At 66.7% G+C, this 24,652-nt stretch carries 20 protein-coding genes; 10 read left to right on the top strand and 10 right to left on the bottom strand.

Translation table 11 applies throughout. The features are described 5' to 3' along the window. The 7 genes from D0Y85_RS04430 to grxC form a co-directional block, all read right to left on the bottom strand. Positions 1–762, bottom strand: a complete 762-nt coding sequence (locus D0Y85_RS04430) for a sulfite exporter TauE/SafE family protein (RefSeq protein ID WP_117309654.1) — start codon at positions 760–762, stop codon at positions 1–3. A 26-nt stretch (positions 763–788) separates the two neighbouring features. Beyond that, complete coding sequence (locus D0Y85_RS04425; RefSeq protein ID WP_117309653.1) at positions 789–1,697, bottom strand: LysR family transcriptional regulator; 909 nt, start codon at positions 1,695–1,697, stop codon at positions 789–791. A 53-nt stretch (positions 1,698–1,750) separates the two neighbouring features. Continuing rightward, positions 1,751–2,494, bottom strand: a complete 744-nt coding sequence (locus D0Y85_RS04420; protein ID WP_117309652.1) for a cysteine hydrolase — start codon at positions 2,492–2,494, stop codon at positions 1,751–1,753. 131 nt (positions 2,495–2,625) lie between these two features. Next, positions 2,626–3,036 (bottom strand): hypothetical protein, encoded by a 411-nt coding sequence (locus tag D0Y85_RS04415; RefSeq protein WP_162887613.1) that lies wholly within the window; start codon positions 3,034–3,036, stop codon positions 2,626–2,628. Between the two features lie 129 nt (positions 3,037–3,165). After that, a complete protein-coding gene (locus D0Y85_RS04410; protein WP_059066106.1) occupies positions 3,166–4,170 on the bottom strand; it encodes an isocitrate dehydrogenase in 1,005 nt (334 codons plus the stop codon). 356 nt (positions 4,171–4,526) lie between these two features. Further along, entirely contained in the window at positions 4,527–4,919 is a 393-nt protein-coding gene (locus D0Y85_RS04405; protein ID WP_005408260.1) for a carboxymuconolactone decarboxylase family protein, read from the bottom strand. Further along, positions 4,916–5,206 (bottom strand): glutaredoxin 3, encoded by a 291-nt coding sequence (gene grxC, locus D0Y85_RS04400; RefSeq protein ID WP_117311846.1) that lies wholly within the window; start codon positions 5,204–5,206, stop codon positions 4,916–4,918. The genes D0Y85_RS04405 and grxC overlap by 4 nt, the downstream gene beginning before the upstream one ends. 92 nt (positions 5,207–5,298) lie before the next feature. Between grxC and D0Y85_RS04395 the strand changes: the two genes are divergently transcribed. The 9 genes from D0Y85_RS04395 (at position 5,299) to lpxH (ending at position 19,215) form a co-directional block, all read left to right on the top strand. After that, on the top strand, positions 5,299–6,999 hold the full coding sequence (locus D0Y85_RS04395) for a M48 family metalloprotease (protein WP_205420733.1): 1,701 nt from the start codon (positions 5,299–5,301) through the stop codon (positions 6,997–6,999). Between the two features lie 116 nt (positions 7,000–7,115). Continuing rightward, positions 7,116–7,805 carry a phosphate regulon transcriptional regulator PhoB gene (gene phoB, locus D0Y85_RS04390; RefSeq protein ID WP_025878121.1) on the top strand — a complete coding sequence of 230 codons (690 nt, stop codon included), beginning with the start codon at positions 7,116–7,118 and terminating at the stop codon, positions 7,803–7,805. 105 nt (positions 7,806–7,910) lie between these two features. After that, positions 7,911–9,242 carry a phosphate regulon sensor histidine kinase PhoR gene (gene phoR / locus D0Y85_RS04385; RefSeq protein WP_117309649.1) on the top strand — a complete coding sequence of 444 codons (1,332 nt, stop codon included), beginning with the start codon at positions 7,911–7,913 and terminating at the stop codon, positions 9,240–9,242. A 4-nt stretch (positions 9,243–9,246) separates the two neighbouring features. Then, complete coding sequence (gene ppk1, locus D0Y85_RS04380; RefSeq protein ID WP_025878118.1) at positions 9,247–11,334, top strand: polyphosphate kinase 1; 2,088 nt, start codon at positions 9,247–9,249, stop codon at positions 11,332–11,334. Positions 11,335–11,839: 505 nt separating this feature from the next. Beyond that, positions 11,840–13,366, top strand: a complete 1,527-nt coding sequence (gene ppx / locus D0Y85_RS04375) for an exopolyphosphatase (RefSeq protein ID WP_025878116.1) — start codon at positions 11,840–11,842, stop codon at positions 13,364–13,366. Positions 13,367–13,682: 316 nt separating this feature from the next. Next, positions 13,683–16,619 (top strand): TonB-dependent receptor, encoded by a 2,937-nt coding sequence (locus D0Y85_RS04370; protein WP_117309648.1) that lies wholly within the window; start codon positions 13,683–13,685, stop codon positions 16,617–16,619. A 166-nt stretch (positions 16,620–16,785) separates the two neighbouring features. Further along, positions 16,786–17,931, top strand: a complete 1,146-nt coding sequence (locus tag D0Y85_RS04365; RefSeq protein ID WP_117309647.1) for a glycosyltransferase family 1 protein — start codon at positions 16,786–16,788, stop codon at positions 17,929–17,931. After that, the gene (locus tag D0Y85_RS04360; protein ID WP_025878111.1) at positions 17,912–18,451 is read left to right on the top strand and encodes a phosphatase PAP2 family protein; all 540 of its coding nucleotides are present in this window, start codon (positions 17,912–17,914) and stop codon (positions 18,449–18,451) included. The genes D0Y85_RS04365 and D0Y85_RS04360 overlap by 20 nt, the downstream gene beginning before the upstream one ends. 17 nt (positions 18,452–18,468) lie before the next feature. Continuing rightward, positions 18,469–19,215, top strand: coding sequence for a UDP-2,3-diacylglucosamine diphosphatase (gene lpxH / locus D0Y85_RS04355; RefSeq protein ID WP_025878109.1), 747 nt, complete (start codon positions 18,469–18,471; stop codon positions 19,213–19,215). A gap of 87 nt (positions 19,216–19,302) precedes the next feature. Here lpxH and D0Y85_RS04350 read toward each other — a convergent pair whose 3' ends face one another. Then, complete coding sequence (locus D0Y85_RS04350; protein WP_117309646.1) at positions 19,303–20,556, bottom strand: zinc-dependent metalloprotease; 1,254 nt, start codon at positions 20,554–20,556, stop codon at positions 19,303–19,305. A 226-nt stretch (positions 20,557–20,782) separates the two neighbouring features. Between D0Y85_RS04350 and D0Y85_RS04345 the strand changes: the two genes are divergently transcribed. After that, entirely contained in the window at positions 20,783–22,249 is a 1,467-nt protein-coding gene (locus tag D0Y85_RS04345) for a DUF2235 domain-containing protein (protein ID WP_117311845.1), read from the top strand. Between the two features lie 75 nt (positions 22,250–22,324). Here the strand turns inward: D0Y85_RS04345 and D0Y85_RS04340 are convergent, their stop codons facing one another. Next, a complete protein-coding gene (locus D0Y85_RS04340; RefSeq protein WP_117309645.1) occupies positions 22,325–23,149 on the bottom strand; it encodes a ferritin-like domain-containing protein in 825 nt (274 codons plus the stop codon). A gap of 10 nt (positions 23,150–23,159) precedes the next feature. Next, positions 23,160–24,626, bottom strand: a complete 1,467-nt coding sequence (purF, locus tag D0Y85_RS04335; protein ID WP_025878104.1) for an amidophosphoribosyltransferase — start codon at positions 24,624–24,626, stop codon at positions 23,160–23,162. Positions 24,627–24,652 lie beyond the last annotated feature (26 nt).

Genomic DNA, 24,652 nt, shown 5'->3' with positions numbered 1-24,652 from the left:
TCAGCCCGCCGCCCCACGGGACAGCAGGATCGGCAGCGACGAGGCCAGCATGGCCACGCCGGAAGCGGTCAGCAGGCCGAGGACGATCTGCCGGAAACGCGCCTCACTGATACCGATATACAGCTTCGCCCCCAGCAGCGTGGGTACCAGCATCGCCGGCGCGACAATGGCGAAGTACGGCAGCATCTGCCGGGTGACCATGCCGGTACCGACATAGGTGGCCATGGTCACCGCCAGCATCGCCAGATTGAAGTTCTGGATGACCGCGCGCTGCTCGTGCTTGCCGAAGCCCCGCAGCGTGCTCCACAGGGTCGGTATCGGCCCGGCGAAGCCACCGATGCCACTGAGCACACCACCGGCCATGCCGGCCAGCGCGTCGCCGAACCGGCCGCCAACGGTGACCGGTGGCAACGAACGCGCCATCAGCATCACCGGGCACCACAGCGCCAGGAAACCTCCCAGCAGCGCCTTGAACCAGGCCATGTCCAGCTGCGGCAGCACCAGCACGCCAAGCGGAATGCCCGCCAGCCCACCGAGCACGAACGGCAGCAGCAGGCGCAGGTTGAAGCCACGGCGCACCGTGAACACCGCCAGCAACTGGCCAACCAGCGCGCCGAACACCGACAGCGTCGCCGCAAGCCGGGGATCCAGCCCCCACGCCCAGAACGACATCGCGACCATGCCGAACGCGAATCCCGACAGGCCCTGCACGAACCCTGCGACGATCGCGCCCAGCGCGACCAGCAGATACACCGGCTCCATCCCTATTCCTCACCGCTGCCGTGCGACTACCCTGCCGCACCCGACGCTGCAGCGTAATGCGCGGCAAGATGATCGACCAACGCGCGCACCTTCGGCGCCAGCGCACGCGCATGCGGATACAGCGCGAAATAGCAGCGGATGCCACCGTGCCAGCTGGGCAGCACACGGATCAAACGGCCGGCGCGAAGATCTTCCTGCACCGTAAGCGCGGTGAACAGACTGATGCCCATGCCGGCCAGCACCGCCGCATACAGCGCCGGCGTGGCATCCACACGCAGTCGTTGGCCGGCCTCCACGCTGGCGATGACACCGCGCGGCCCGTGCAGCTGCCACGGCGTCATCGCCGCAACAGGATTGAACCCCAGCAAGGTGTGGTTCTGCAGGTCGGCCACCTGTCGAGGCAGTCCCTGCAGGGCGAGGTACGCCGGTGCCGCAACCAGGATGCGCGGGCATCGCGCCAGTTCACGGGCGACCAGCTGACTGTCGGGCAAGGACGGCGCGATGCGCAGGGCGAGATCGAAGCCCCCGCCGACCACATCGACCAGCTGATCGTCGGCCGACAGCTCCAGCGCCACCTGGCGATAGCGCGCCAGGAAGCCAGGCAGCCAATGCGGCAACTCCTGGCTGGCAACCACCTGTGGCACGCTGACCCGCACGCGCCCGCTGGGCTGGGCCTGGCCGGCCCGCGCACGGTCATCGGCGGCCTCCAGCCGGTCAAGCAGCGCCACCGCCTCGCGGTAGTAGTCGCGCCCGGCCTCGGTCAGCGACAGCCGCCGGCTGTTGCGATCCAGCAGCCGCACCTGCAGGTGCTCTTCAAGTTGACGCAGCTGCCGCGACATCGCCGAATGGGTGGTACCCAGCCGCTCGGCGGCAGCGGTGAAGCTGCCGGCGTCGACGATCGCGCGCAGGGCTCGCAGGGCGGCGAAATGGTCCATCGGCAGCGCGCTCCAGTCGGCGGGGCCCGCAGGCTGCGGACCCCGCCAGCTTATCAAGTGCCGTTGCCGGCCTTGCGCATCGGCAGGGCCAGAATCGCCGAGGTGGTCATGACCTCGCCGAAGGCATCCTCGATCTGCGCCAGCGACGCTTCATGCAATGCGCGATGGCCGATGGTCCCGCCATTGGCCAGATCCAGATCACGGCTGGCAGCGGCATCGGAGGCCACGATCACCCGGTAGCCACGCGGCGCCGCCGCCGCATCGCGTGCAGCGCCGGCAACGCAGGCATGGGTCTGCAGGCCAGTGACGATGAGGGTGTCGATACCGGCATCCTTCAGCACCTTGTCCAGTGCTGCTGCCGAGGCACCGGCGAACACGCTGACGTTGTCCTTCTGTACCACGGTCTCGCCCTTGCGCGGTTGCATGTCACGGTGGAATGCCGCGTTGACGCTGCCCTCTGCAAACAGCGGCGCGCCTGCCGGCAGTACGTGCTGCACATGGATCACGCGGATGCCGTTGGCATCAGCGAAGTCGACCACGCGACGCGTCTGCCGCAGGGCCGCCACGCCATCGGGAATGACCATGCGACCACCGGCGAAACCGGGCGCGGCACTGGCGTCGAAGTACTCGTTCTGGAAGTCGATCACCAGCACGGCTGTCTTCGCTGCGTCGAGCGAGGTGACGGCCGCAGCGCCGGCCATATGCCGGATGGTGGGGTGGACCGGCTCGGCGGCGACAACCGGGGCAGTGGCAGCCATGCCGATCAGGCCGGCCAGGCCGAAAGCAGTGAGGTTCATGGTCAAGCTCCTGTGCGGTGGAAAGTGGGCACAGGATGAGGAGCGGCAAGCGCACGAACCAGCCATCGGCCAGCACACGATCTGTGCACGATTTGCACAGATCATTCTCATGGCCTTGAGCTTGCGCGATGCTACGAGGTCAGCTTTGCCCCATTGAGCCGTACGATCATCGCGTACTCGCGCCCGAGCACGACTTCGGCGGTATTGCTACCGGCGCGCAGGGCATGCTGCAGGCCGGCCGGATACTTCACCGGCACGCCAGCCAGAGTGTGGACATGGCGGGGAGGCGCATTGGCGCTCCTGATGACGAATTCCGCGCAGGCCCCTTCCAGCAGGAGAACCGGCGCCCCTGCCGAAAACTCGATCAACTGCAGTACGCGCTCCTCGGACCGCCGCATGCTGCGAACGGGTGTCCCTTCCCTGCGCAGGCGGCGCAGCGCGCGCTGCGAACGGGACCATGGCCAGTAGAAGACGAAGTAGATGGCTAGACCCAGAAGGTAAACGGCAGCAGCCCCCAGGATCCACACAGCCGTCTCAGGCATCCATAAAACCCTGTCGGTGAAGAACGCGCAGCGCAAAACGCAGACGGGCCGTACAAGGACGGCCCGTCTGCAACTACCCGAAGCCCTGCTGGATCTGCGTGCGACGATCCCCAGCAGGACAGCCGTCGGTTACAGGCGGCTGGCGATCGCCTTGGCGAAGCCCATCGTGTTGCCGGTGCCGCCGAGGTCGCCGGTCAGCGAATCCTTGGCTTCCATCGTGGCGACGATGGCCTTGCGCAGGCGCTCGGCGTTTTCCGGCTGGCCGACGTGGTCCAGCATCTGTGCCGCTGCCAGCAGCAGGGCGCACGGATTGGCCTTGCCCTGGCCGGCGATGTCCGGCGCGGTGCCGTGCACGGCTTCGAAGATCGCCGCGTCCTTGCCGATGTTGGCGCCCGGGGCCAGGCCCAGGCCACCGACCAGACCGGCGCACAGGTCGGAAATGATGTCACCGAACAGGTTGGTGGTGACGATCACATCGAACTGTTCCGGACGCATCACCAGCTGCATGCAGCAGTTGTCGACGATCATTTCCTGGAACTCGATGTCCGGGTACTGCGCGGCGACTTCGCGCGCCACGGCCAGGAACAGGCCCGAGGTCGACTTGATGATGTTGGCCTTGTGCACGGCGGTGACCTTCTTGCGGCCGGTGCTCTTGGCCAGCTCGAAGGCGTAACGCACGATGCGCTCGGAGCCCTTGCGGGTGATGCGGGTGCCGGAGAAAGCGGTCTCGCCGTCGGCCGACACTTCCTGGCCTTCGGCCAGGTACGCACCTTCGGTGTTCTCACGAACGGTGATCAGGTCGACGTTCTCGAAGCGCGACTTGGTGTTCGGGAAGGTGTGGGCCGGACGCACGTTGGCGTACAGGTCGAAGTGACGGCGCAGGCTGACGTTGATCGAGGTGAAGCCGCCACCGACCGGGGTGGTCAGCGGGCTCTTCAGCGCGACCTTGTTGCGCGCGATCGATTCCAGGGTCACCGCCGGCATCAGGTCGCCGTGCTTCTCCAGGGCCACCAGGCCGGCGTCGGCATCTTCGTACTCCAGGCCAGTGTTGAGCTGGTCGAGCACGTACAGGGTGGCGTCCATGATTTCCGGGCCAATGCCGTCGCCGCGGATGACCGTAATTTTCTGCGTCATTGATCGATGTTCCGAACAGGGGGAAAAACGCCGTCCGGACGTGCCCGGAAACGCCGGCGCAAAGGAAGTTTCACCCGCAATTATGCCTTAGCCGGGCCCGGCTGCCCAAGTAGACCATGGTCCCGACCCCGGCAAAGGCATAATTGCCCGCGCATTCCTCCTTATCCCGCGCCTTCGGCGCGCCCCCTTGAACAACAAGGGGGCTCCTGGGCTGCGGGATCGCGGGGAAGGCCCCGGTGCAGCCATTTGCCGGGTAGTGCCGGCCGCTGGCCGGCAACCTCGGCCGTTTCAGGTCCACCGGATGCCGGCCAGCGGCCGGCACTACCAGAGAGTCCGGTTCGCGGTAGCGGCCGGGCTCAGTGCTCGTGCGCTGCCGGGGCGGCGGCGCCACCTTCCAGCTGGTCGAGGAAGTCCACTGCGCGGCGCAGGTGCGGGATCACGATCGAGCCGCCGACCACCAAGCCTACCGAGAAGGTCTCGAAGAACTCTTCACGGGTGACGCCGGCGTCCTTGCACTGGGCCACGTGGTAGCTGATGCAGTCGTCGCAGCGCAGCACCATCGAGGCGACCAGACCCAGCAGCTCCTTGGTCTTCACGTCCAGCGCGCCGGCCTGGTAGGTCTGCGTGTCCAGCGCGAAGAAGCGGCGCACCACCTGGTTCGGCTCGCCCAGGATGCGTTCGTTCATGCGCTTGCGGAAGTCGGTGAATTCGGCGATCCGGTCCTTGCTGCCGTCGTCGGCCGCGCTCATGCCTGGCCCTGCCCGGCCAGCAGCGGCTCGAGCTTGCCTTCACGATGCAGGGCCATCATGTCGTCGTAGCCGCCCACGTGGACGTCGCCCACGAAGATCTGCGGGACGCTGGTGCGGCGGGTCCTGGCCATCATCTTCTCGCGCTCGACCGGATCCAGGTCGATGCGGACCTCGGTCCATTGCTGGCCCTTGCTCTTGAGGAAGTTCTTGGCGGCCACGCAGTACGGGCAGACGGCGGTGGAATAGATGGTGATGGCGGGGGTAGCGCCGGCGGACTGGGCTGTCACGGGAAACTCCACGATGGATCGACGGTCCATATATGGTACCGGTGCGCTGGAATTTCCACGCCACGCCCGCAACACTGTGGATTGATTAACGAATGGTTGCCCCCTGCCCTGCCACGCTGGGCCGACCCTGCCCGAGGACCGACCGCTTGCGACCCCTGCTGCTCACCGCTGCCCTGACCCTGGCCCTGGCCGCCCCGCTGGCGCAGGCCCAGGAGAAGCTGCCGGACATCGGCTCCTCGGCGGGCGAACTGCTGACCCCGGCCCGGCAGGCCGAGTATGGCGCGATGATGCTGCGCGAACTGCGCAACTATGGCTACCTGCTGGACGATCCCCTGGTCAACGACTGGCTGCAGACCATGGGCACGCGCCTGGGCTCCAACAGCGACCAGCCACGCCAGCCCTACACGTTCTTCGTGATGAAGGACCGCCAGATCAATGCCTTCGCCACCCTCGGCGGTTACATCGGCGTCAATGCCGGTCTGGTATTGACCGCCGAGCGCGAGGACGAGGTGGCGGCGGTGCTGTCCCATGAAATCGCCCACGTCACCCAGCAGCACGTGCTGCGCGGGGTCGAGCGCGCCCAGCGCGACCAGATCCCGATCCTGCTGGGCATGCTGGCGGCGGTGGTTGCCGCCCAGGCCAGCAACAGTTCGTCCTCGGGCAACGCCACCATGGCCGCGATCAGCTCGGGCATGGGCCTGATGCAGCAACGGCAGATCGACTACACCCGCTCCAACGAATCGGAGGCCGACCGGCTGGGCATCCGCACGCTGTCGCGCAGCGGCTACGACGTGGATGCGATGGCCGGCTTCTTCGAGCGCATGTCCTCGGCGATGCGCGGCAACGATGGCGGCTACAGCGTTCCCGACTTCCTGCGCACCCACCCGGTCAACACCACCCGCATCAGCGAGGCCAAAGCCCGCGCCGAACAGATGAAGAAGGACACGGTGCTGCTGACCACGCGCACGCCCAGCGGCGAGCGCAGGGAACGGGTGGATCCGGCCGATCCGACCCTGGGCGATCCGCTGCTGCGCGGCATCAACCCGCTGCTGCCCGGCAGCGTGCTGCGGGTTCCGGTCGGCCAGCTCAGCCGAGGCGCCAGTGGCGATTTCAACTGGGCCCGTGAGCGCCTGCGCGTGCTCAGCGCCGACAGCCCCGCCGACCTGCAACGCGAGTACACCGACCTTGCACGCAGGCAGAAGGACGGCCTGGATGACGCCCAGCGCTATGGCCAGGCGCTGGCCACAATGCGCGGTGGCCGCAGCGGCGCCAGCCAGGCCCGGCAGACCCTCACCGACCTGCTGAAGACCCACCCGGACAGCCTGTGGGTGGCCCTGGCACTGGCCGAAGCGGAATCGCGCACCGGCCAATCCACCCAGGCCAATGCGCGCTTCGAGCAGCTGCTGCACGAACACCCCAACAGCCGGCCGGTGGCCCTGACCTACGCCGAGATCCTGAACGAACAGGGAGGCCAGGCCGCGGGCCAGCGCGCGCAGGCGATGCTGCGTCCGCTGCTGTCGCAAAGCGGTAACGATCCGGTCTTCCAGCAGCGCTACGCCCGCGCCAGTGAACTGGCCGGCGACAGCGTCCGCGCCAGCGAGGCCTATGCCGAGGCGGCGTTCCTGGGCGGGCGCCCGGAACAGGCCCTGATGCAGCTGCAGGCACTCAAGCGCAACCCCGCGCTGGACTATGTCGGCCGGGCCCGGGTGGATGCGCGGATCGAAGCAATCACGCCCACCGTACTCGAGCTGCGCCGGCAGGGCGTGCAGGACCCGGATCTGGACCGCCGCTGAGTGCGGCATGACCGGAAGATGGCAGCAACGCCAGATGCCGGCCAGCCAGTCACAAACATGTCATCAAACCGTAGTCTACTGGCACCACTCCAGTAACCGAGCCCTACGGTGCCCTCGTGCAGAAACGCATCCTGATCGTCGATGACGAGCCCGCGATCCGCGAAATGGTCGCCTTCGCCCTTCGCAAGGGCGATTACGAACCTGTCCACGCCGGTGACGCCCGCGAGGCCCAGACCGCCATCGCCGACCGCGTCCCCGACCTGATCCTGCTGGACTGGATGCTGCCCGGCACCAGCGGCCTGGACCTGGCCCGGCGCTGGCGCAAGGAAACCCTCACCCGCGAAGTGCCGATCATCATGCTGACCGCGCGCGGCGAAGAGAACGACCGCGTCGGTGGCCTCGAAGCCGGTGTCGACGACTACGTGGTCAAGCCGTTCTCGGCGCGCGAACTGCTGGCGCGTATCCGCGCGGTCATGCGCCGCGCCCGCGACGATGACGAGGACGGCAGCGTGGCGGTGGGCGCGATCCGCATCGACGGCGCCGCCCATCGCGTGTTCGCCAACGACCAGCCGGTGCCGATCGGCCCGACCGAGTATCGCCTGCTGCACTTCTTCATGACCCACCCCGAGCGCGTGTATACCCGCGCGCAGCTGCTGGACCACGTGTGGGGCGGCAGCGTGTATGTGGAAGAACGCACCATCGACGTGCATATCCGCCGCCTGCGCAAGACGCTGGAACCGTTCAACGCCGAGAACATGGTGCAGACCGTGCGCGGCGCCGGTTACCGCTTCTCCACCGCAACCTGAGCCTCGTCGTGCCTGCGCCGTGCACCCCACGGTGCCGGCGCCGGCAACTCTGCTATAACTTCCGGTTCACTTGGGTGAACCGCCGCAACCCACGACGAGACCGCAATGCCCCGCCACATCCGCTCTGCCTGGTTGAAGACACTGGCCACCGTGGCCACCGTGTTGCTGTCGGCCGGTCTGGTCGGTTGGTTCACTGGCCACCTGTGGCTGTGCATCGCGCTGGCGGCACTGGCGACGCTGGTCTGGCACTACTGGCGGCTGCGCCGGGTACTGCGCCGGCTGACCGCGCGCCAGCGCTGGGACACCGCCGCCGAAGGCACCGGCGTCTGGAACGAACTGGACCGCCTGCTGTACCGCAACCAGGTTGAAATGCGCGTGCGCAAGCGGCGCCTGCTGGACATGCTGCGCAGCTATCGCGCCGCCGCCGCCGCGCTGCCCGATGCCGTGGTGGTGCTGGACCGCAACAGCCAGCGCGTGCAGTGGTTCAACGAAGCAGCCACGGCGCTGCTCGGCCTGCATCATCCGGGCGATCTGGGGGAAGCCCTGGTCGAACGCCTGCAGCCGATGCCGCTGGCCCACTGGCTGGCCGGTGGCCGCAACGCCGAACCGATCCTGGACGTGCCCTCGCCGGTCGATCCTGCGATCCGCCTGAACCTGCGCCTGATTCCCTATTCGTCCGACTACTGGCTGTTGATCGCCCGTGACGTCAGCAAGCTGCTGCGCCTGGAACAGGTACGCCGCGACTTCGTGGCCAACGTTTCACATGAGCTGCGCACCCCGCTCACCGTGGTCCACGGCTACCTGGACATGATGGACCCGGAGGACTTCCCGGGAACCGGACCGATGCTGGAGGAAATGCGCAAGCAGAGTCAGCGCATGGCCCAGCTGGTGGAGGACCTGCTGACCCTGTCGCGGCTGGAATCGCAGGAACATAGCGAGGCCGAGACGGTGGCGATGCAGCCCATGCTGGCCACCCTGCGCCGCGAAGCCGAAGCGCACAGCCAAGGCCGGCACCAGATCAGCATCGACGACCTGGCCGGCGTGGACCTGCAGGGCTCGACCAAGGAACTGCACAGCGCGTTCTCCAATCTGGTCACCAACGCGGTGCGCTACACCCCGGCCGGTGGCCGCATCGCGGTGGAGTTCCGCCGCGAGGGCGACGGCGTGGTGCTGGCGGTACGCGATACCGGCTACGGCATTCCGGCCACCCACCTGCCGCGCCTGACCGAACGCTTCTACCGCGTCTCCAGCAGCCGCTCGCGCGAAAGCGGCGGCACCGGCCTGGGCCTGTCGATCGTCAAGCACATCCTCGGTCTGCACCACGCACGCCTGGAAATCGACAGCGAGGTCGGCAAGGGCTCGGTGTTCGCCTGCCATTTCGATGCCGACCACGTGCGACCGCGTGAGTCCGCCCCCCTGACCTCCTTCGAAGAATGACGCCATGAGCAGCCTCGGATCCCTCCCCCTCCCCGTGAGCACGGACAGCGATCCGTTGCGCGACCCGGCGCTGTACATCAACCGCGAACTGTCGCAGCTGGATTTCAACTTCCGCGTGCTGGCGCAGGCGATGGACCCGCAGGTGCCGCTGCTGGAGCGCCTGCGCTTCATGTGCATCTCCTGCACCAACCTGGATGAATTCTTCGAGATCCGTGCCGCCGCGGTCCGTCATGCACAGGAGTTCGGCCTGCCGCCGGCGCCGGACGGCATGAGCCCGCAGGCCATTCTCAATGCCATTCACGAGCGCGCCGCCGAGCTGGTGGACCAGCAGTACCGCTGCTGGAACCAGACGCTGCGCCCGGCGCTGATGGAGGCCGGCATCGGCGTGCTCGGCCGCAACTCCTGGACCCACCGCCAGAAGCGCTGGCTGCGTGCCTATTTCCGCAACGAGATCATGCCGGTGCTGTCGCCGCTGGGCCTGGATCCGGTGCATCCGTTCCCGAAGATCCTCAACAAGTCGCTGAACATCGTGGTGGTGCTGAAGGGCACCGATGCGTTCGGCCGCAGCGGCCACCTGGCCATCGTGCGCGCACCGCGTTCGCTGCCGCGGATCATCCAGCTGCCGGAAAAACTCGGCGGCCCGCAGAATTTCGTGTTCCTGTCCTCGGTGCTGTCCACCTTCGTGGACGAGTTGTTCCCGGGGCTGGAAGTGCTGGGCGCCTATCAGTTCCGTGTCACCCGCAACTCCGAGCTGGTGGTGGATGAAGAGGAAGTGGAAAACCTGGCGCTGGCCCTGCGCGATGAGCTGGTGGACCGCGGCTACCGGCCTGCAGTGCGGCTGGAGATCGCCCACGACATGCCGCGCGACATCGTACGCACCCTGCTGCAGAACTTCGGCCTGACCGAGAACGCGGTGTACCGCATCGACGGACCGGTCAACCTCAACCGCATCATCCAGCTGTACGACCTGATCGCCCAGCCGGACCTGAAGTATCCGCCGATGACCCCGCGCACCCTGCGCGACAGCGACGGCATCTTCGAGACCGTGGCCCGCCAGGACCTGCTGCTGCACCACCCCTTCGACGCGTTCGCAGCGGTGCTGGACCTGATCCGCCAGGCCGCGCTCGATCCGAACGTGCTGGCGATCAAGCAGACCCTGTACCGCACCGGCAAGGACTCATTGATCGTCGATGCACTGATCCAGGCCGCACGCGCCGGCAAGGACGTGACCGTGGTGGTCGAGCTGCGCGCGCGCTTTGATGAAGAGGCCAACCTGGGCCTGGCCGATCGGCTGCAGGAAGCCGGCGTGCAGGTGGTGTACGGCGTGGTCGGCTACAAGACCCACGCCAAGATGCTGCTGATCGTGCGCCGCGAAGGCCGCAAGCTGCGCCGCTACGTGCACCTGGGCACCGGCAACTACCACAGCGGTACCGCGCGCGCGTACACCGACCTGAGCCTGATCACCGCCGATGCGGACATCGGCAACGACGTGCACCTGCTGTTCCAGCAGCTGTCCGGGCTGGCGTCGAAGATGAAGCTCAAGCGCCTGCTGCAGTCGCCCTTCACCCTGCACACCGGGATCCTGGCGAGGATCGAGCGCGAGACGCGCATCGCCGCCGCCGGGCGACCGGCGCGGATCATCGCCAAGATGAACGCCCTCAACGAAGCGCAGGTGATCCGTGCGCTGTACGCCGCCTCGCAGGCGGGTGTGCAGATCGACCTGATCATCCGTGGCGCCTGCACCCTGCGCCCGGGCGTACCGGGGGTGTCGGACAACATCCGCGTGCGCTCGATCGTCGGCCGTTTCCTGGAACACAGCCGGGTCTACTGGTTCGGCAACGACGGCGCACCGGAGCTGTACTGCGCCAGCGCCGACTGGCTGGAACGCAACCTGCTGCGCCGGGTGGAAACCTGCTTCCCGATCCTCGACCCGGCGCTGGCCAAGCGGGTGTACCGCGAGGTGCTGCAGAACTACCTGGACGACAACCTCAACGCCTGGGAGCTGGATGCCGAAGGCATCTACCACAAGCGCGCACCGGCCCACGACGAAGCCCCGCATTCGGCGCAGATGGCGTTGATGCAGGGCCTCTGACCCGGTAGGTGGCCAACCTTGGTTGGCACGTTTGGATTCATCCACGCATGGCGTGGATCTGCTGTGTCGACCAAGGTAGACACCTACCAAGCGCAGGCCAAGCCATTCCGACAGATCGCGAAAATCTGTCGAAGGCGGGGTGGGTCCGGTTGCGGGGGTGTCCGCGGCATGGATGCCGCGGCCAAGCCCCAAGGGTGAGGGCGCTTTGCTTGCGAAGCACTGCTTCGCAAGCGCCCGAACGCCCAGCCGCCAGCGGCTGGGCCGGACCGCGGAGCGGGGTTTACGGCGTCCCCGCAACCGGACTCACTCCGCCATCCCACAGGAAGCCAGCCGTTGCTGTTGTCGTTGCTGTTGTCGTTGCTGTTGCTGTTGCCGTTGAGGTTGCCGGCCAGCGGCCGGCACTACCGCTTCGGCAGGTGCAGGGCGCAGCCCTGCCGCACTCCCCCTCCAAAATGTGAAGGCCGCGCGGTGACGAGTTCACCGCCCCTTCGGCTAACATTCGCCCATGCCGCATACCACCACGACTCCGCCCGCATTGCAGGATGGCGACCTGCTGGCCGCCATCGACCTTGGCTCCAATAGTTTCCACATGGTCATCGCGCGTTACACGCTTGGCCAGCTGCGGGTGATCGACCGCCTGCGCGAAACCGTGCGCATGGCCGACGGCCTGGACGGCAAGGGTGGACTCTCCGCCGCAGCGCGACAGCGCGCGCTGGAGTGCCTGGCCCGGTTCGGCCAGCGCATCCGCAACGTCCCGCCGCATCGCGTGCGTGCACTGGCCACCAACACTGTGCGCCAGCTGCGTTCGCCGCAGGCCTTCCTGATGCCAGCCGAAACCGCGCTCGGGCATGCCATCGAAGTAGTCAGTGGCCGCGAAGAGGCGCGCCTGATCTACCTGGGCGTAGCCCATGCACAACCGCCCAAGCCCGACCAGCATCGCCTGGTGATCGACATCGGCGGCGGCTCGACCGAGTTCATCATCGGCAAGGGCATGCAGACCCTGGAACGCGAGAGCCTGCAGGCCGGCTGCATCGCAAGCACCCGACGCTTCTTCCCCGGCGGCAAACTCAGCAAGAAGCGCTGGAAGGACGCACTGGCCGAAATCGGCCGGGAGTTCCAGCCTTTCGCCAGCAAATACCGCGCGCTGGGCTGGCAGGAGGCACTGGGGTCGTCTGGTACCCACAAGGCCATCAGCGAAATCTGCGCGACGATGAAGCTGAGCAAGGGTGCGATCACCGCCGAGGCGTTGCCGCAGCTCCGCGATGAGCTGCTGAAGGCCAAGAAGATCGACGACATCGTGCTGCCTGGCCTGTCCAGCGATCGCCGCCCGATCATCGCCGGCGGCATCCTGGTGCTGGAGGCCGCCTTCCAGGCGCTGGGCCTGCAGAAGCTGCTGGTCAGCAAGGCCGCGATGCGCGAGGGCATCCTCTATGACATCCTCGGCCGTGCCGGCGACAACGACCCGCGCGATGAATCGGTGGCCGCCCTCACCCATCGCTATGGCATCGATACGGTGCAGGCCGGCCGCGTGCAGGACACCGCGCTGTCGTTGCTGGAGCAGGTGCAGGAGCGGTGGAAGCTGGATGCCGATGACGCACGCATGCTCGGCTGGGCCGCACGCCTGCATGAGCTGGGGTTGATGATCGCCCACAGCGGTTACCACGTGCATGGCAGCTACGTGCTGGAAAACTCGGACATCGCCGGCTTCTCGCGACAGGAACAGCAGATGCTGGCGACGCTCGTGCGCAATCATCGCCGCGGCATCAGCAAGACCGCCTTCGATGCCATTCCCGAACGCCTGCTGCTGACCGCACGGCGCCTGGCTGCCCTGCTGCGCCTGGCGGTCCTGCTCAACCGCGCGCATGAGGACGCACCGCTGCCGGTGCTGGAACTGACTGCCGACGACAGCCGCCTGTCGCTGATCGTGCCGCAGGACTTCATCGATGCGCGCCCGCTGCTGCGCGCCGACCTGATCGGCGAGACCGAGGGCATCGCTGGACTCGGCATCCAGTTCCGTCCGTTCGTGGTCTGAGCAAGGCGACGGGACGCCGTCTTATCGCCAGCCGGTGCCCGATTACATTTCGTTACAGTTCGCGCAATCGACCGCCAATTCCTGCTGCAACGCAGCAGCTGGCGATGGTCGTGCCTGCCGCATCTTCACGTAAACCCCTGCTTTTGTTCACATTCTGTGAAAACAGGTGATGTGTAACGACACAAACCGACATACGCTCTTTACATGGCATTAACCAACGAGACTACTATCGGGTCATCGGCTCGGTCCTGGACCAGTCGATTCCTTCGACGCCCACTTTGGCGTCCTTTGCACGACCCGAGAGAGAGAGCTCGTCATGACTTCACGCACGATCGCACTGGGGCAGGCCATCCGCTACGCCCTGGCAACCACCGCCACCCTGGCCGCCCTGCCGGCTTTCGCACAGAGCGGCAGCACTGCCTCGCCGACCAACCTGGACCGCATCGAGATCACCGGTTCGCGTATCCGCCAGGTCGACGTGGAAACCGCCCAGCCGGTGCTGGCGCTGAGCCGGATGGACATCGAGCGCCAGGGCTTCAGCTCGGTCTCGGACATCCTGCAGAACGTCACCGCGATGGGCACCCCGACCATCAGCCGCGCCAACGTGCTGACCGCCGGTGAGAATGCCGGTGGCACCTACGTGGACATGCGCGGCCTGGGCACCCAGCGCACGCTGGTACTGATCAACGGCAAGCGCCTGGGCATCAGCACCTCCGGCTACCAGGACCTGTCGGTCCTGCCGGTGTCGGCGATCGAGCGCGTGGAGATCCTGAAGGACGGCGCCTCGGCCATCTATGGTTCCGACGCCATGGCCGGCGTGGTCAACATCATCACCCGCAGCAATGTCAGCGGCGTGACCGCCAATGTCTACCACGGCCAGTTCAGCGAGGGTGACGGTGCCCGCGACCGCGTCGACGTGGTTGCCGGCTGGTCCAATGACCGCTTCTCGGCCACCCTGGCACTGGAGCACTCCGAGGAAAAGGCAGTCTGGGCACGTGACCGCGGCTTCAGCCGTTACAGCAACACCGACCGTCACCCGACCGAAGGTTGGACCACGACCAGCCAGTGGGGCCAGTTCACCGGCCTGCGTGGTCCCGGCTGTACGGTCGCGGCCGGTTGCGGCTACTCGCTCAACCGTGGCGCCGATCCGACCAAGCCGGGCAACTACCACCTCACCGACCCGGCCGCCTTCACCGGCGACACCAGCAACACCAACGATCAGATGCACCTGAGCTATCCGATCAAGCGTGACTCGGTGTTCTTCTCCGGCCAGGCCAACATCACCGACAACGTCCGCTTCAAGACCGAGCTGGGCTACAACAAGCGCTCCTCGACCCGCGTCACCGCTGGCTACCCGCTGGCTTCCAACACGCTGGGCGCGACGGGTGCCGCAGGCAACATGTCCATCGACAGCTACTTCAACCCGTTCGGCAACAAGAACGGCTATGCGACGCCAACGTCAGTGGCGTGGAACCGCCGCACCTGGGAAATGCCGCGCGAAAGCACCAGCGAGCTGAAGACCTACCGCGCCGTCGCCGCTTTCGAAGGCACCTTCGACCTGGGCGAGCGCTACTTCGACTGGGAAGTGGGCTATCAGTACAGCAAGAACGAGCTGACCCAGCACACCACCGGCAACCTGCACAAGCAGCGTGTCATCGATGCAGTGGGGCCGTCCTACTTCAACAACGCCACCGGCAAGGTCGAGTGCGGCAGCGCTGCGGCTCCGAAGGCCAACTGCATGGTGTGGAACCCGCTGGTTCCCTACGGCGTGCAGAGCCCGTATGGCCTGGACGGCAACCAGGCGCTGCAGGACTGGCTGTTCCCCGCCGAGAACGCCACGGGTGAAACCACGACCAAGAACTGGTTCGCCAACCTGAGTGGCAGCCTGCTCACCCTGCCGGCAGGCGATCTGGGCTTCGCATTCGGCCTGGAAAACCGCGAAGAGAACGGCAAGTTCATCCCTGATGCCCTGGCCCAGACCGGCGCGACCACCAACCTGGCCGCTGGCCCGACCGGCGGCTCGTACAAGGTGAAGGAAGCCTATCTGGAGTTGAACGTACCGGTGCTGGCCGACCTGCCCGGCGCGCGTGAACTGAGCTTCAACGCAGCTACGCGCTACTCCGACTACAACACCTTCGGCGACACCCTCAACAGCAAGTTCGGCTTCAAGTGGAAGCCGATCGACCAGCTGCTGGTGCGTGGCACCTGGGCGGAGGGCTTCCGCTCGCCGACCATCAACGATCTGTACGGCGGCGGCTCGCAGACCTTCCCGACCTTCAGCGATCCCTGCGACAGCGTGTACGGCTCGGCCCGTTCCAACAGCGCCGTGCGTGCACGCTGCGCCCAGGACATCGCCAACATCGATACGTACCGCCAGCTGGACAGCACCAACAGGCCGACCAGCGGTTCGAGCGCGGCCAGCCCGGTGGCGTTCACCTCCGGCTCCAACCCGGACCTGCTGCCGGAAACCTCGACCAGCCGCACGCTGGGCGTGGTGTGGAGCCCCACCTTCATCAGCAACTTCAATGTGTCGCTGGACTGGTGGAAGATCCGCATCGACAACACCATCGTGTCCGACAGTTCGAACCAGATCCTGATCGACTGCTACGAGCAGAACATCGAGTCGCGTTGCGCGCGCTTCTCGCGTGATCCGGTCACCGGCATCGTCACCGGCCTGAAGTTCGGCAACCGCAATGCGGGCTTCGCCGAGACCGAAGGCTACGACATGGACGTCAGCTACCGTCTGGATACCGACTACGGCAAGCTGAGCACCTCGTGGTCGACCACCTACGTCAGCTCGAACATCTACCGTTCGTCCAATGACGTTGCCACCGTGCCGACCACCACCAACGGCATCGCGGTCAATACCGGCATCGGCTTCCGCGTGCGTTCCAACGCCACCATCGGTTGGGACTTCGAGAACTTCGGTGTGAGCTGGACCGCCCGCTACTACTCCGGTGTCAAGGAGCAGTGCCTGAGCCTGCCGAACCATCCGGACGAGTGCTCCGATCCGGGCGTGTACGCGCCGTGGTACAAGGGCGCCCGCAACTACAACGAACGTGGTTCGGTGACCTTCAACGACGTGCAGGTGCGCTACAAGCTGCCGTGGAACGCCACCGTCTCGGTGGGTGCCAACAACGTGTTCAACCGTCTCGGCCCGGTGATGTACACCAAGCCGAACTCGGTGTACTCCTACTCGGGCAGCTTCGACATCGGCCGCTTCGTGTACATGCAGTACAAGCAGAGCTTCTGATCCACGCGCTGTCGCACCACCACGACCACGGCCCTTCGGGGCCGTGGTTTTTTTGTGCCGCTGAACTGCGCAGGCACCGCCCTGCCCGGCTGTCATCGCGCTGTCGCAAAGCGGTCATGTCGGCTACATCGCCAGGCCCGAGCATGCGTAAAACCGGAGGCCCGCCATGCGCTATGCCATCGTCACCGAAACCTACCCGCCGGAGATCAACGGCGTCGCACTGACCGTGCAGGGCCTGGAGCAGGGATTGCGCGCGGCCGGCCACGAGGTCGACCTGATCCGTCCGCGACAGGCCAGCGAAGCGCTGGAGGCGGCGCCGGACACCCTGCTGGTACCGGGTGCGGCGCTGCCACGCTATCCCGGCCTGCGCTTCGGCCTGCCGGCACCGATCCGCCTAGGGCGGCACTGGCGGCAGCAGCGCCCTGATGCGGTGTACGTGGCGACCGAAGGTCCGCTGGGCTGGTCGGCACTGCGCACCGCGCGCCGCCTCGGCATTCCGGTCGCCACCGGATTCCACACCCGCTTCGACGAGTACCTGCCCGACTATGGCGTGGCGTGGCTGCAGTCGGCGGCAATGCGCTGGATGCGCCGCTTCCACAACCAGGCCGACGCGACCCTGGTGCCCACCCGCGAACTGCAGGAATTCCTGTCCGGCCAGGGCTTCGAGCGCGTCCGCCTGCTCGCCCGTGCGGTCGACAGCCAGCAGTTCGACCCGTCACGCCGCGATCCGGCGCTGCGCGAGGAATGGGGTATCGATGGCACGGGCATGGCGGCGATCTACGTTGGCCGCATCGCCGCCGAAAAAAACCTCGGCCTGGCGGTGAAGGCCTTCCGCAAGCTGCAGCAGGTGCGCCCGAAAGCGCGTTTCGTCTGGGTCGGCGATGGCCCTGCGCGCGAGAAGCTGGCGCATGAGAATCCCGACTTCATCTTCTGCGGTATCCAGCGCGGCGATGCCCTGGCCCGACACTTCGCCAGTGGCGATCTGTTCCTGTTCCCCAGCCGCAGCGAGACCTTCGGCAACGTGACCCTGGAAAGCATGGCAAGCGGCCTGGCCACGGTTGCTTTCGACTACGGCGCGGCCCGCGAGTACCTGCGCAACGGCGAGAACGGTGCCGCAGTGGATGACGACGAGCAGTTCGTGCAGGCCGCGGTGCAACTGGCTGCCGATGATGCCCAGCGCCGCGAGCTGGGTGGCAACGCGGCACGGGCGATGAAGCGGCTGCACCCGCAGCAGGTGGTGGCGGAGTTCGAAAGCCTGCTGGCGGAACTGGCCAGCGTGCGGAGGAGCGGACATGCGCACCACGCCGCTTGAGCTGCTGGCCGGTCGCGAAGCCCGGTTGTGCCGCCGCGCCAACCACTACTGCCGACGTCGTCGCGTGCGGCGCGTCTTTTCGATCATCAGCCGGCTCGGCGATGGCGTGTTCTGGTACGTGCTGATGGGCGCGCTGGTGCTCATCGATGGCTTCGACGGCCTGCGCGCGTCAGTGCACATGGCCGCCACGGGCCTGGCCGCGCTGCTGCTGTACAAGGGCCTGAAACGCTGGACCCGGCGGCCACGGCCGTACGCGGCCGACCTGCGTATCCGTGCCTGGGTGGCGCCGCTGGATGAGTTCAGTTTCCCGTCCGGCCATACCCTGCACGCGGTCTCGTTCACCATCGTCGCGCTGGCCTACTACCCCTGGCTGGCGCCGCTGCTGGTGCCGTTCACCTTCGGCGTGGGCCTGTCGCGCGTGGTGCTGGGCCTGCACTACCCAAGCGACGTTCTGGCTGCCACCGGCATCGCTGCACTGCTGGCTTCGGCCAGCCTGGCCTGGCTGCCGTTGCCGGTGTGATGCCCTAGAATGTCCGCATGACCACGCTGTTCATTTCCGATCTGCATCTGGACCCCAGCCGTCCGGCCATCACCGACCTGTTCCTGCGCTTCCTGCGCGAGGAAGCGCCTGGCGCCGATGCGCTGTACATCCTCGGCGATCTGTTCGAAGCCTGGATCGGCGATGACACCCCCTCGGCCGCAGCCGACGCGGTGGCCGATGCGCTGAAGGTACTATCCGACAGCGGCGTGCCGGTCTTCTTCATCCGCGGCAACCGCGACTTCCTGCTGGGCGAAGACTATGCCCGCCGCGCAGGCCTGCGCATCCTGCCGGACCCGTGCATGATCGAGCTGTACGGCCGCCCGGTGCTGCTGCAGCACGGTGACCTGCTGTGCACTGATGACATCCCCTACCAGCAGTTCCGTGCCCAGACCCGCGACCCGGTCTTCCAGGCGCAGTTCCTGTCGCAGCCGCTGGAAGCGCGTATCGCCTTCGCGCAGAAGGCGCGTGATGCCAGCCAGGCGCGCCAGTCGGAAATGAAGCAGGGCGACCGTGCGCAGTTCGAAACCGTCACCGACGTGGCCCCGGCGGAAGTGGAAGCCACTTACGTGCGCCACGGCGTGGACACGATGATCCATGGCCACACCCATCGCCCGGCGATCCACACCCTGCAGGCCGGCGGACGCAGCTGCACCCGCATCGTGCTGGGCGACTGGTACGAACAGGGTTCGGTGCTGCGCGTGGATGCCAACGGCTGGACCCTGGATACGCTCAGCCGCGCATGACGGATCGCAGGATGCCAACCAAGGTTGGCATCTACCAGAACAGGTGCACGCGCCCTGATAGACGCCGACCCTGGTCGGCGCCTGGACTCAGCGGAAGGCCGCGATGGTGGCCTTTGTATTGACCAGCACGCGCTGGTTGTCGGCACTGCTGGCGATGCCCATCGGCACGCCGTTGTAGCTGATGTTCGGATTGGACCAGTAGTTCAGCCGCGGGCAGCCGGCCGAGCAGTCATAGGCCATGATCGTGCGCCAGCGCGATCCGCTGGCCGGCTCATAACGATAGCCATGGCCATAGGCATACGGCGACGTGCTCGGATCACTGGCGATGTCGTGACGTGCGCTCTGCAGGTGGCCGATTTCATGGGCGAACGAGTAGTAGCCGGTGGCGCAATCCCAGTACACCGCAGCAAACGCGGTCGATGCGGTGGAACCGATGCCCGACGCCAGTCCGCAGTAACTGGTGTTGTTGATCAGCAGTACGCCGACGTCAGCGGCGGTGTTGTTGCGGCTGGTGTGGATGCTGTCCATGTAGCCGTCGCTGGTGCCACGGAAGCGGGACAGGTCGGTGGTGAAATTGCCGGACTCGGAGTAGCTGGTGGTTTCATAACCGGCCAGCTGCAGGGTGAGGCCTACGTTGCTGTTGGTGTAACCCTGGTTGGATTCGGCAACCGCCAACTGCACCAGCGACTGCATGTTGCCACCGTAGGCGGTCACTGCAGCATTGGTTGCCACCACCAGCACGCGGATGGTCGCCGGGCTGCCTGACGAGGCCTGCGCAGTGCCGAGGCGATCATTGGCCGGCATGGCGATCTTCGGCAACTGGTTGTAGTCGGCTGGATGATCAGCCGGCATCCGCGATTCGTCCACCTCGACCAGCACGTGGCGATTGCCCAGCGGACGCAGACGATACAGTTTGCCGTCCTTGCGGATCGAGCCGGTGAGGGTGTTGCCCGAGCGCACCAGGATCAGCGAATTGCCCGGATCATCCTGGCCATTGGACGTGGCCGCCTGCAGGCGATCGGATGGTGCGCGCAGCTGGCCGTACCAGATGCTGCCGCCATCGGGCAGCGCCTCGACCTTGCTGCGAACGGCCTGCACCTTCTGCCCGAGCAGCTCGAATTCCAGCTGCGGCTGCGCGGTGGCGGCAGCATCGACACGCACTTCCTGTACGGCGGCGGTGGACGGGGTGGCCAGCAATCGCCCCAGTGCCGGCTCGCTGGTGGCCGATGCACGGCTGAGCACGGTGACCGGCTCGAACAGCGGCGCCGCATGGGCGGCCGCCGCTACCGACAATCCCAACAACAGACCACCTGTCGCTTTACCTATCGATCTGGACATCATCTTGTCGCTCCTTGAAGTGAAGTGGACAGCGTTGATGCAGCACGACCCGGGGTGCCGGGTCCGGCCATCAGGCCTGCGCAGGGCGTGTGAATTCAATAGACGAAAGGAATGGAAATCGCGATCTGTGATCGACCGCATCTGCGTTCAGTCAGGTCAAAAGCGTCAGTACACTTCGCCAACACACGGCTTTCGCGCTACCGTGACGTGGCCACGACAGGGGATGCACATGGCGCCAGCGCAGTACAGCGGTGACACGACGGCTGATCCGGGCCTGCTGCGGATCGGCCTGTTCTTCGATGGCACCCGCAACAACGCCCACAACCTGGCGCAGGGCCACCGGCAGGCGCCGCGACCGCGCCCCGCCCTGCTCCGCGCCGATGATGATTCGACCTACCAGAGCCGCTTGACCAGCAGCTACGACAACGGCGCCACCAACATCGCGCGCCTGCATCAGCTGTACCCGGACAGCCGGCGCACGCCCGGCAGTACACCTTCGCTGGCGATCTACGTGGAAGGCGTCGGCACCCGCGATGATGCCGAAGACGACCTGATCGGCCTGGCCTTCGGTATCGGCGCCAGTGGCGTGCAGGCGAAGGTGCAGCGTGCGTTGCAGGTGCTGCTGCCGGCGGCACTGTCGGCACTTGCGTCGCAGTGGCGCGCGCCCCTGCACAGCGTGCAGCTGGATCTGTTCGGCTACTCGCGCGGCGCGGCCTCCGCGCGCGATGTGGCCAACCATCTGCGCGGATGGGACGGCGCGCGCTGGCGGCAGCTGCTGCAGCAGGCGGGCCTTTCATGCAGCGCAGATTTCACCCTGCCGCGGCCGGTATTGCGCTTCATCGGCCTGTTCGACACGGTGGTCGCCGTCAACGGCGGCCGCGCCGACGAACATCCCCGCATCGCCCTGCCCGCAGGCATCGCCGAGGCCGTGCTGCAGCTCAGTGCGCGCGACGAGCATCGCCAGCACTATGCGCTGACCACGGTGGCACCGGCCCATCCCGAAATCGCGCTGCCCGGCGTGCACGCCAACATCGGTGGTGGCTACGACCAGGTGGAAGAAGGACCCAAGCTGCTCAGCCGGCCGCGGCGGCAGCAGCTGCGCCGGCCTGGCGTGGAGGACTTCCAGACACCGCCCCTGGCACTACTGCAGGCGACTACCGCGTACGCTGAAGCACAGGCCGACGCCGAACGCTGGCGGCAGCAGCTGGGGCTGAACCCGAAGGAAGTGTGGGTCGATGTCTGGCACCAGTGGCAGCAGCAGCGACGCGCGGGCAGCCGCAGCGTGCTGATGTCGCCGGTGCTGTACGTCACCGCTGCGGTGGTGCTGCACCGGCGCATCGATTGGCGCTACCAGCTGGTTGCGCTGCAGGTGATGCAGCAGTACGCCATCGCGGCCGGCGTGGCCTGGACTGCCGACGCCGCCGAGGTGGCGGGTTGGGAACTGCCCAGCGCGCTGCAGCCGATCGCGCGCCGCCTGATTGCCGGCCAGCCGTTGACTCCGACGCAGGAAGCGTTGCTGCGTCGCCGTTACCTGATGCAGTCCGCACACTGGAATTTCGATGCGCTGGGCGATACCGCCCTGACCTACACCGCCGACGCCGGTGTCAGCGAGCTGCCGTATCGGCCCGGCCCGGGGTTGTTCTACATCAACCGGCCGACGGTGGATGGCAGGCGCGTGGTGTTGCCGAACGCATGAGACCCAAGAAGGGGACGGAGGGAATCAAGTCGTGTGTGGCACAAACGACTTGATTCCCTCCGTCCCCCTTTTCCTTCAACCCGCCTGTTCGACCAGGTTGGCCAGCTCATCCGCATCGAACCCGGCCAGCAGGCGTGCCTCGATGTTGAACGGCCCGTGCAGGTAGCCACCGGCATACTCGACCAGCAGTTCCTTGAAACGCGCTCGTGGCTCGACGCCGGCGCGCTCGCAGTACCAGCGGAACCATCGCGAGCCGGCGGCAACATGTGCAACCTCCTCGCGCAGGATCACGTCCAGCACGTCGGCGGTTTCGCCATCGCCGACGTTGCGCAGCTTGTCGATCATGCCCGGGGTCACGTCCAGCCCGCGCGCTTCCAGCACGCGCGGCACCAGCGCCATCCGCGCCAGGCCGTCGTGCGCGGTCTTCCCGCACATTTCCCACAGGCCGTTGTGCGCAGGGAAATCGGCGTACTCATGGCCGTGTGCCAGCAGGCGTTCACGCAGCAGCATGAAGTGGCGCGATTCGTCGTCGGCGCAGCTCACCCAGTCGGCATGGAACGCAGCCGGCAGACCGCGGAAGCGGTACACCGCGTCCCAGGCCAGGTCGATCGCATTGAGCTCGATATGGGCGATGGCATGGATGAACGCCGCACGCCCTTCCACCCCGCCCAGGCCGCGCCGCGGCACTTCACGCGGATGCACCATCACCAGCTGCGGCGGCCGGCCCGGCATGCGGATCGGATCGGCCGGCGGTGCATCGGCCGGTACGTTCAAGCGGCCGGCGCGGAACGCGGCAGCGTAGGCCTGGGTCAGTGCGACCTTGCGCAGCGGATCGGCTTCGGCCAGGCACTGCTGCGCGGCGCGCAGCAGATTGCCGCCGACGTCAGGTACGTCGACCACTGCCGGCGCCTCAGGCGCGGCGCTTGTGCTTGGCGTCGTCCGAACGCAGCTGCTGGATGCGCTCGAAGTAGCCCGGCTCGATGCCCGTCGGGTAATGGCCGTTGAAGCACGAGGAATCGAAGTTGCGCAGCGCCGGATTGCCTTCGCTCACCGCCGCTTCCATGTCTTCGATGTCCTGGTAGATCAGCCAGTCGCAGCCCAGGTGCGCTTCGATTTCCTCGATGCTGCGATTGTGCGCGACCAGTTCTTCAGCGGCCGGCATGTCGATGCCGTAGATGTTCGGGTAACGCACCGGCGGCGCGGCGCTGGCCAGGTAGACCTTGCGTGCGCCGGCGTCACGCGCCATCTGCACGATCTGCTGGCTGGTGGTGCCGCGCACGATCGAGTCGTCCACCAGCAGCACCACGCGGTTGCGGAATTCCAGGTGGATCGGGTTGAGCTTGCGGCGCACCGACTTCACCCGTTCGCCCTGGCCCGGCATGATGAACGTGCGGCCGATGTAACGGTTCTTGATGAAGCCTTCGCGGTACTTCACCCCAAGCACGTTGGAGATCTCCAGCGCGGCATCGCGCGAGGTGTCCGGGATCGGGATGATGGTGTCGATGTCGTGGTCCGGGCGCAGGCGCAGGATCTTCTCGCCCAGCTTGATGCCCATGCGCATGCGCGCCTTGTGCACCGACACGTTGTCGATCATCGAATCGGGGCGTGCGAAATACACGTACTCGAAGATGCACGGGGTGTGTTCGGCCGGTTCGGCGCAGATTTCCGAGAACAGCTCGCCGCGCGCGGTGATCACCAGCGCTTCGCCCGGCTGCACGTCGCGCACGCGCTGGAAGCCCAGCACGTCCAGCGCGGCCGACTCGGAGGCGACGATGTACTCGTCACCCTCGGCATGGCTGCGCTTGCCCAGCACCAGCGGGCGGATGCCATGTGGATCGCGGAAAGCGACCAGGCCCAGGCCCAGCACCACGCTGACCACCGCATAGCCGCCCTTGCAGCGGCGGTGCACGCCGGCAACCGCGCGGATGGCGGCTTCCGGGCTGAGCTGGCGCTGCTGTTCCAGTTCGTAGGCGAACACGTTCAACAGCACTTCGCTGTCCGAATCGGTATTGACGTTGCGGCGGTCCTGCTCGAACACCTGCTGGCGCAGGTCTTCGGTGTTGATCAGGTTGCCGTTGTGGGCCAGCGCGATGCCGTACGGCGAATTGACGTAGAACGGCTGTGCCTCGTCCATGCCTTCCGAACCGGCGGTCGGATAGCGCACATGGGCGATGCCGACGCTGCCTTCCAGGGTGGACATGGTGCGGGCATCGAAGACATCGCGGACCAGGCCGGTGGCCTTCTGCACCCGCAGGCGGCTGCCGTTGACGGTGGCGATGCCCGCCGCGTCCTGGCCGCGATGCTGGAGGACGGTCAAGCCGTCATACAACTGCCCGGCGACGTTCTGGTTGCCGACGATTCCGACGATGCCACACATGATGCGAGGTCTCCGCTGGGCTGTGC

Origin of the sequence: Stenotrophomonas sp. G4, assembly GCF_003428825.1 — a bacterium.
GTDB classification, from domain to species: domain Bacteria; phylum Pseudomonadota; class Gammaproteobacteria; order Xanthomonadales; family Xanthomonadaceae; genus Stenotrophomonas; species Stenotrophomonas indicatrix.
The sequence above is the reverse complement of the archived record's forward strand: the minus strand, read 5'-3'. Positions and strand labels throughout refer to the sequence as shown.

Bases quoted from the DNA above. Each gene is read 5' to 3' on its own strand.
- D0Y85_RS04425 (WP_117309653.1), bottom strand. From the start codon at position 1,697: ATGGACCATTTCGCCGCCCTGCGAGCCCTGCGCGCGATCGTCGACGCC.
- D0Y85_RS04420 (WP_117309652.1), bottom strand. From the start codon at position 2,494: ATGAACCTCACTGCTTTCGGCCTGGCCGGCCTGATCGGCATGGCTGCC.
- D0Y85_RS04405 (WP_005408260.1), bottom strand. From the start codon at position 4,919: ATGAGCGCGGCCGACGACGGCAGCAAGGACCGGATCGCCGAATTCACC.
- D0Y85_RS04365 (WP_117309647.1), top strand. From the start codon at position 16,786: ATGCGCTATGCCATCGTCACCGAAACCTACCCGCCGGAGATCAACGGC.
- D0Y85_RS04410 (WP_059066106.1), bottom strand. From the start codon at position 4,170: ATGACGCAGAAAATTACGGTCATCCGCGGCGACGGCATTGGCCCGGAA.
- phoR (WP_117309649.1), top strand. From the start codon at position 7,911: ATGCCCCGCCACATCCGCTCTGCCTGGTTGAAGACACTGGCCACCGTG.
- D0Y85_RS04370 (WP_117309648.1), top strand. From the start codon at position 13,683: ATGACTTCACGCACGATCGCACTGGGGCAGGCCATCCGCTACGCCCTG.
- D0Y85_RS04430 (WP_117309654.1), bottom strand. From the start codon at position 762: ATGGAGCCGGTGTATCTGCTGGTCGCGCTGGGCGCGATCGTCGCAGGG.
- lpxH (WP_025878109.1), top strand. From the start codon at position 18,469: ATGACCACGCTGTTCATTTCCGATCTGCATCTGGACCCCAGCCGTCCG.
- D0Y85_RS04360 (WP_025878111.1), top strand. From the start codon at position 17,912: ATGCGCACCACGCCGCTTGAGCTGCTGGCCGGTCGCGAAGCCCGGTTG.
- ppk1 (WP_025878118.1), top strand. From the start codon at position 9,247: ATGAGCAGCCTCGGATCCCTCCCCCTCCCCGTGAGCACGGACAGCGAT.
- D0Y85_RS04395 (WP_205420733.1), top strand. From the start codon at position 5,299: ATGGTTGCCCCCTGCCCTGCCACGCTGGGCCGACCCTGCCCGAGGACC.
- D0Y85_RS04350 (WP_117309646.1), bottom strand. From the start codon at position 20,556: ATGATGTCCAGATCGATAGGTAAAGCGACAGGTGGTCTGTTGTTGGGA.
- D0Y85_RS04415 (WP_162887613.1), bottom strand. From the start codon at position 3,036: ATGCCTGAGACGGCTGTGTGGATCCTGGGGGCTGCTGCCGTTTACCTT.
- purF (WP_025878104.1), bottom strand. From the start codon at position 24,626: ATGTGTGGCATCGTCGGAATCGTCGGCAACCAGAACGTCGCCGGGCAG.
- D0Y85_RS04345 (WP_117311845.1), top strand. From the start codon at position 20,783: ATGGCGCCAGCGCAGTACAGCGGTGACACGACGGCTGATCCGGGCCTG.
- ppx (WP_025878116.1), top strand. From the start codon at position 11,840: ATGCCGCATACCACCACGACTCCGCCCGCATTGCAGGATGGCGACCTG.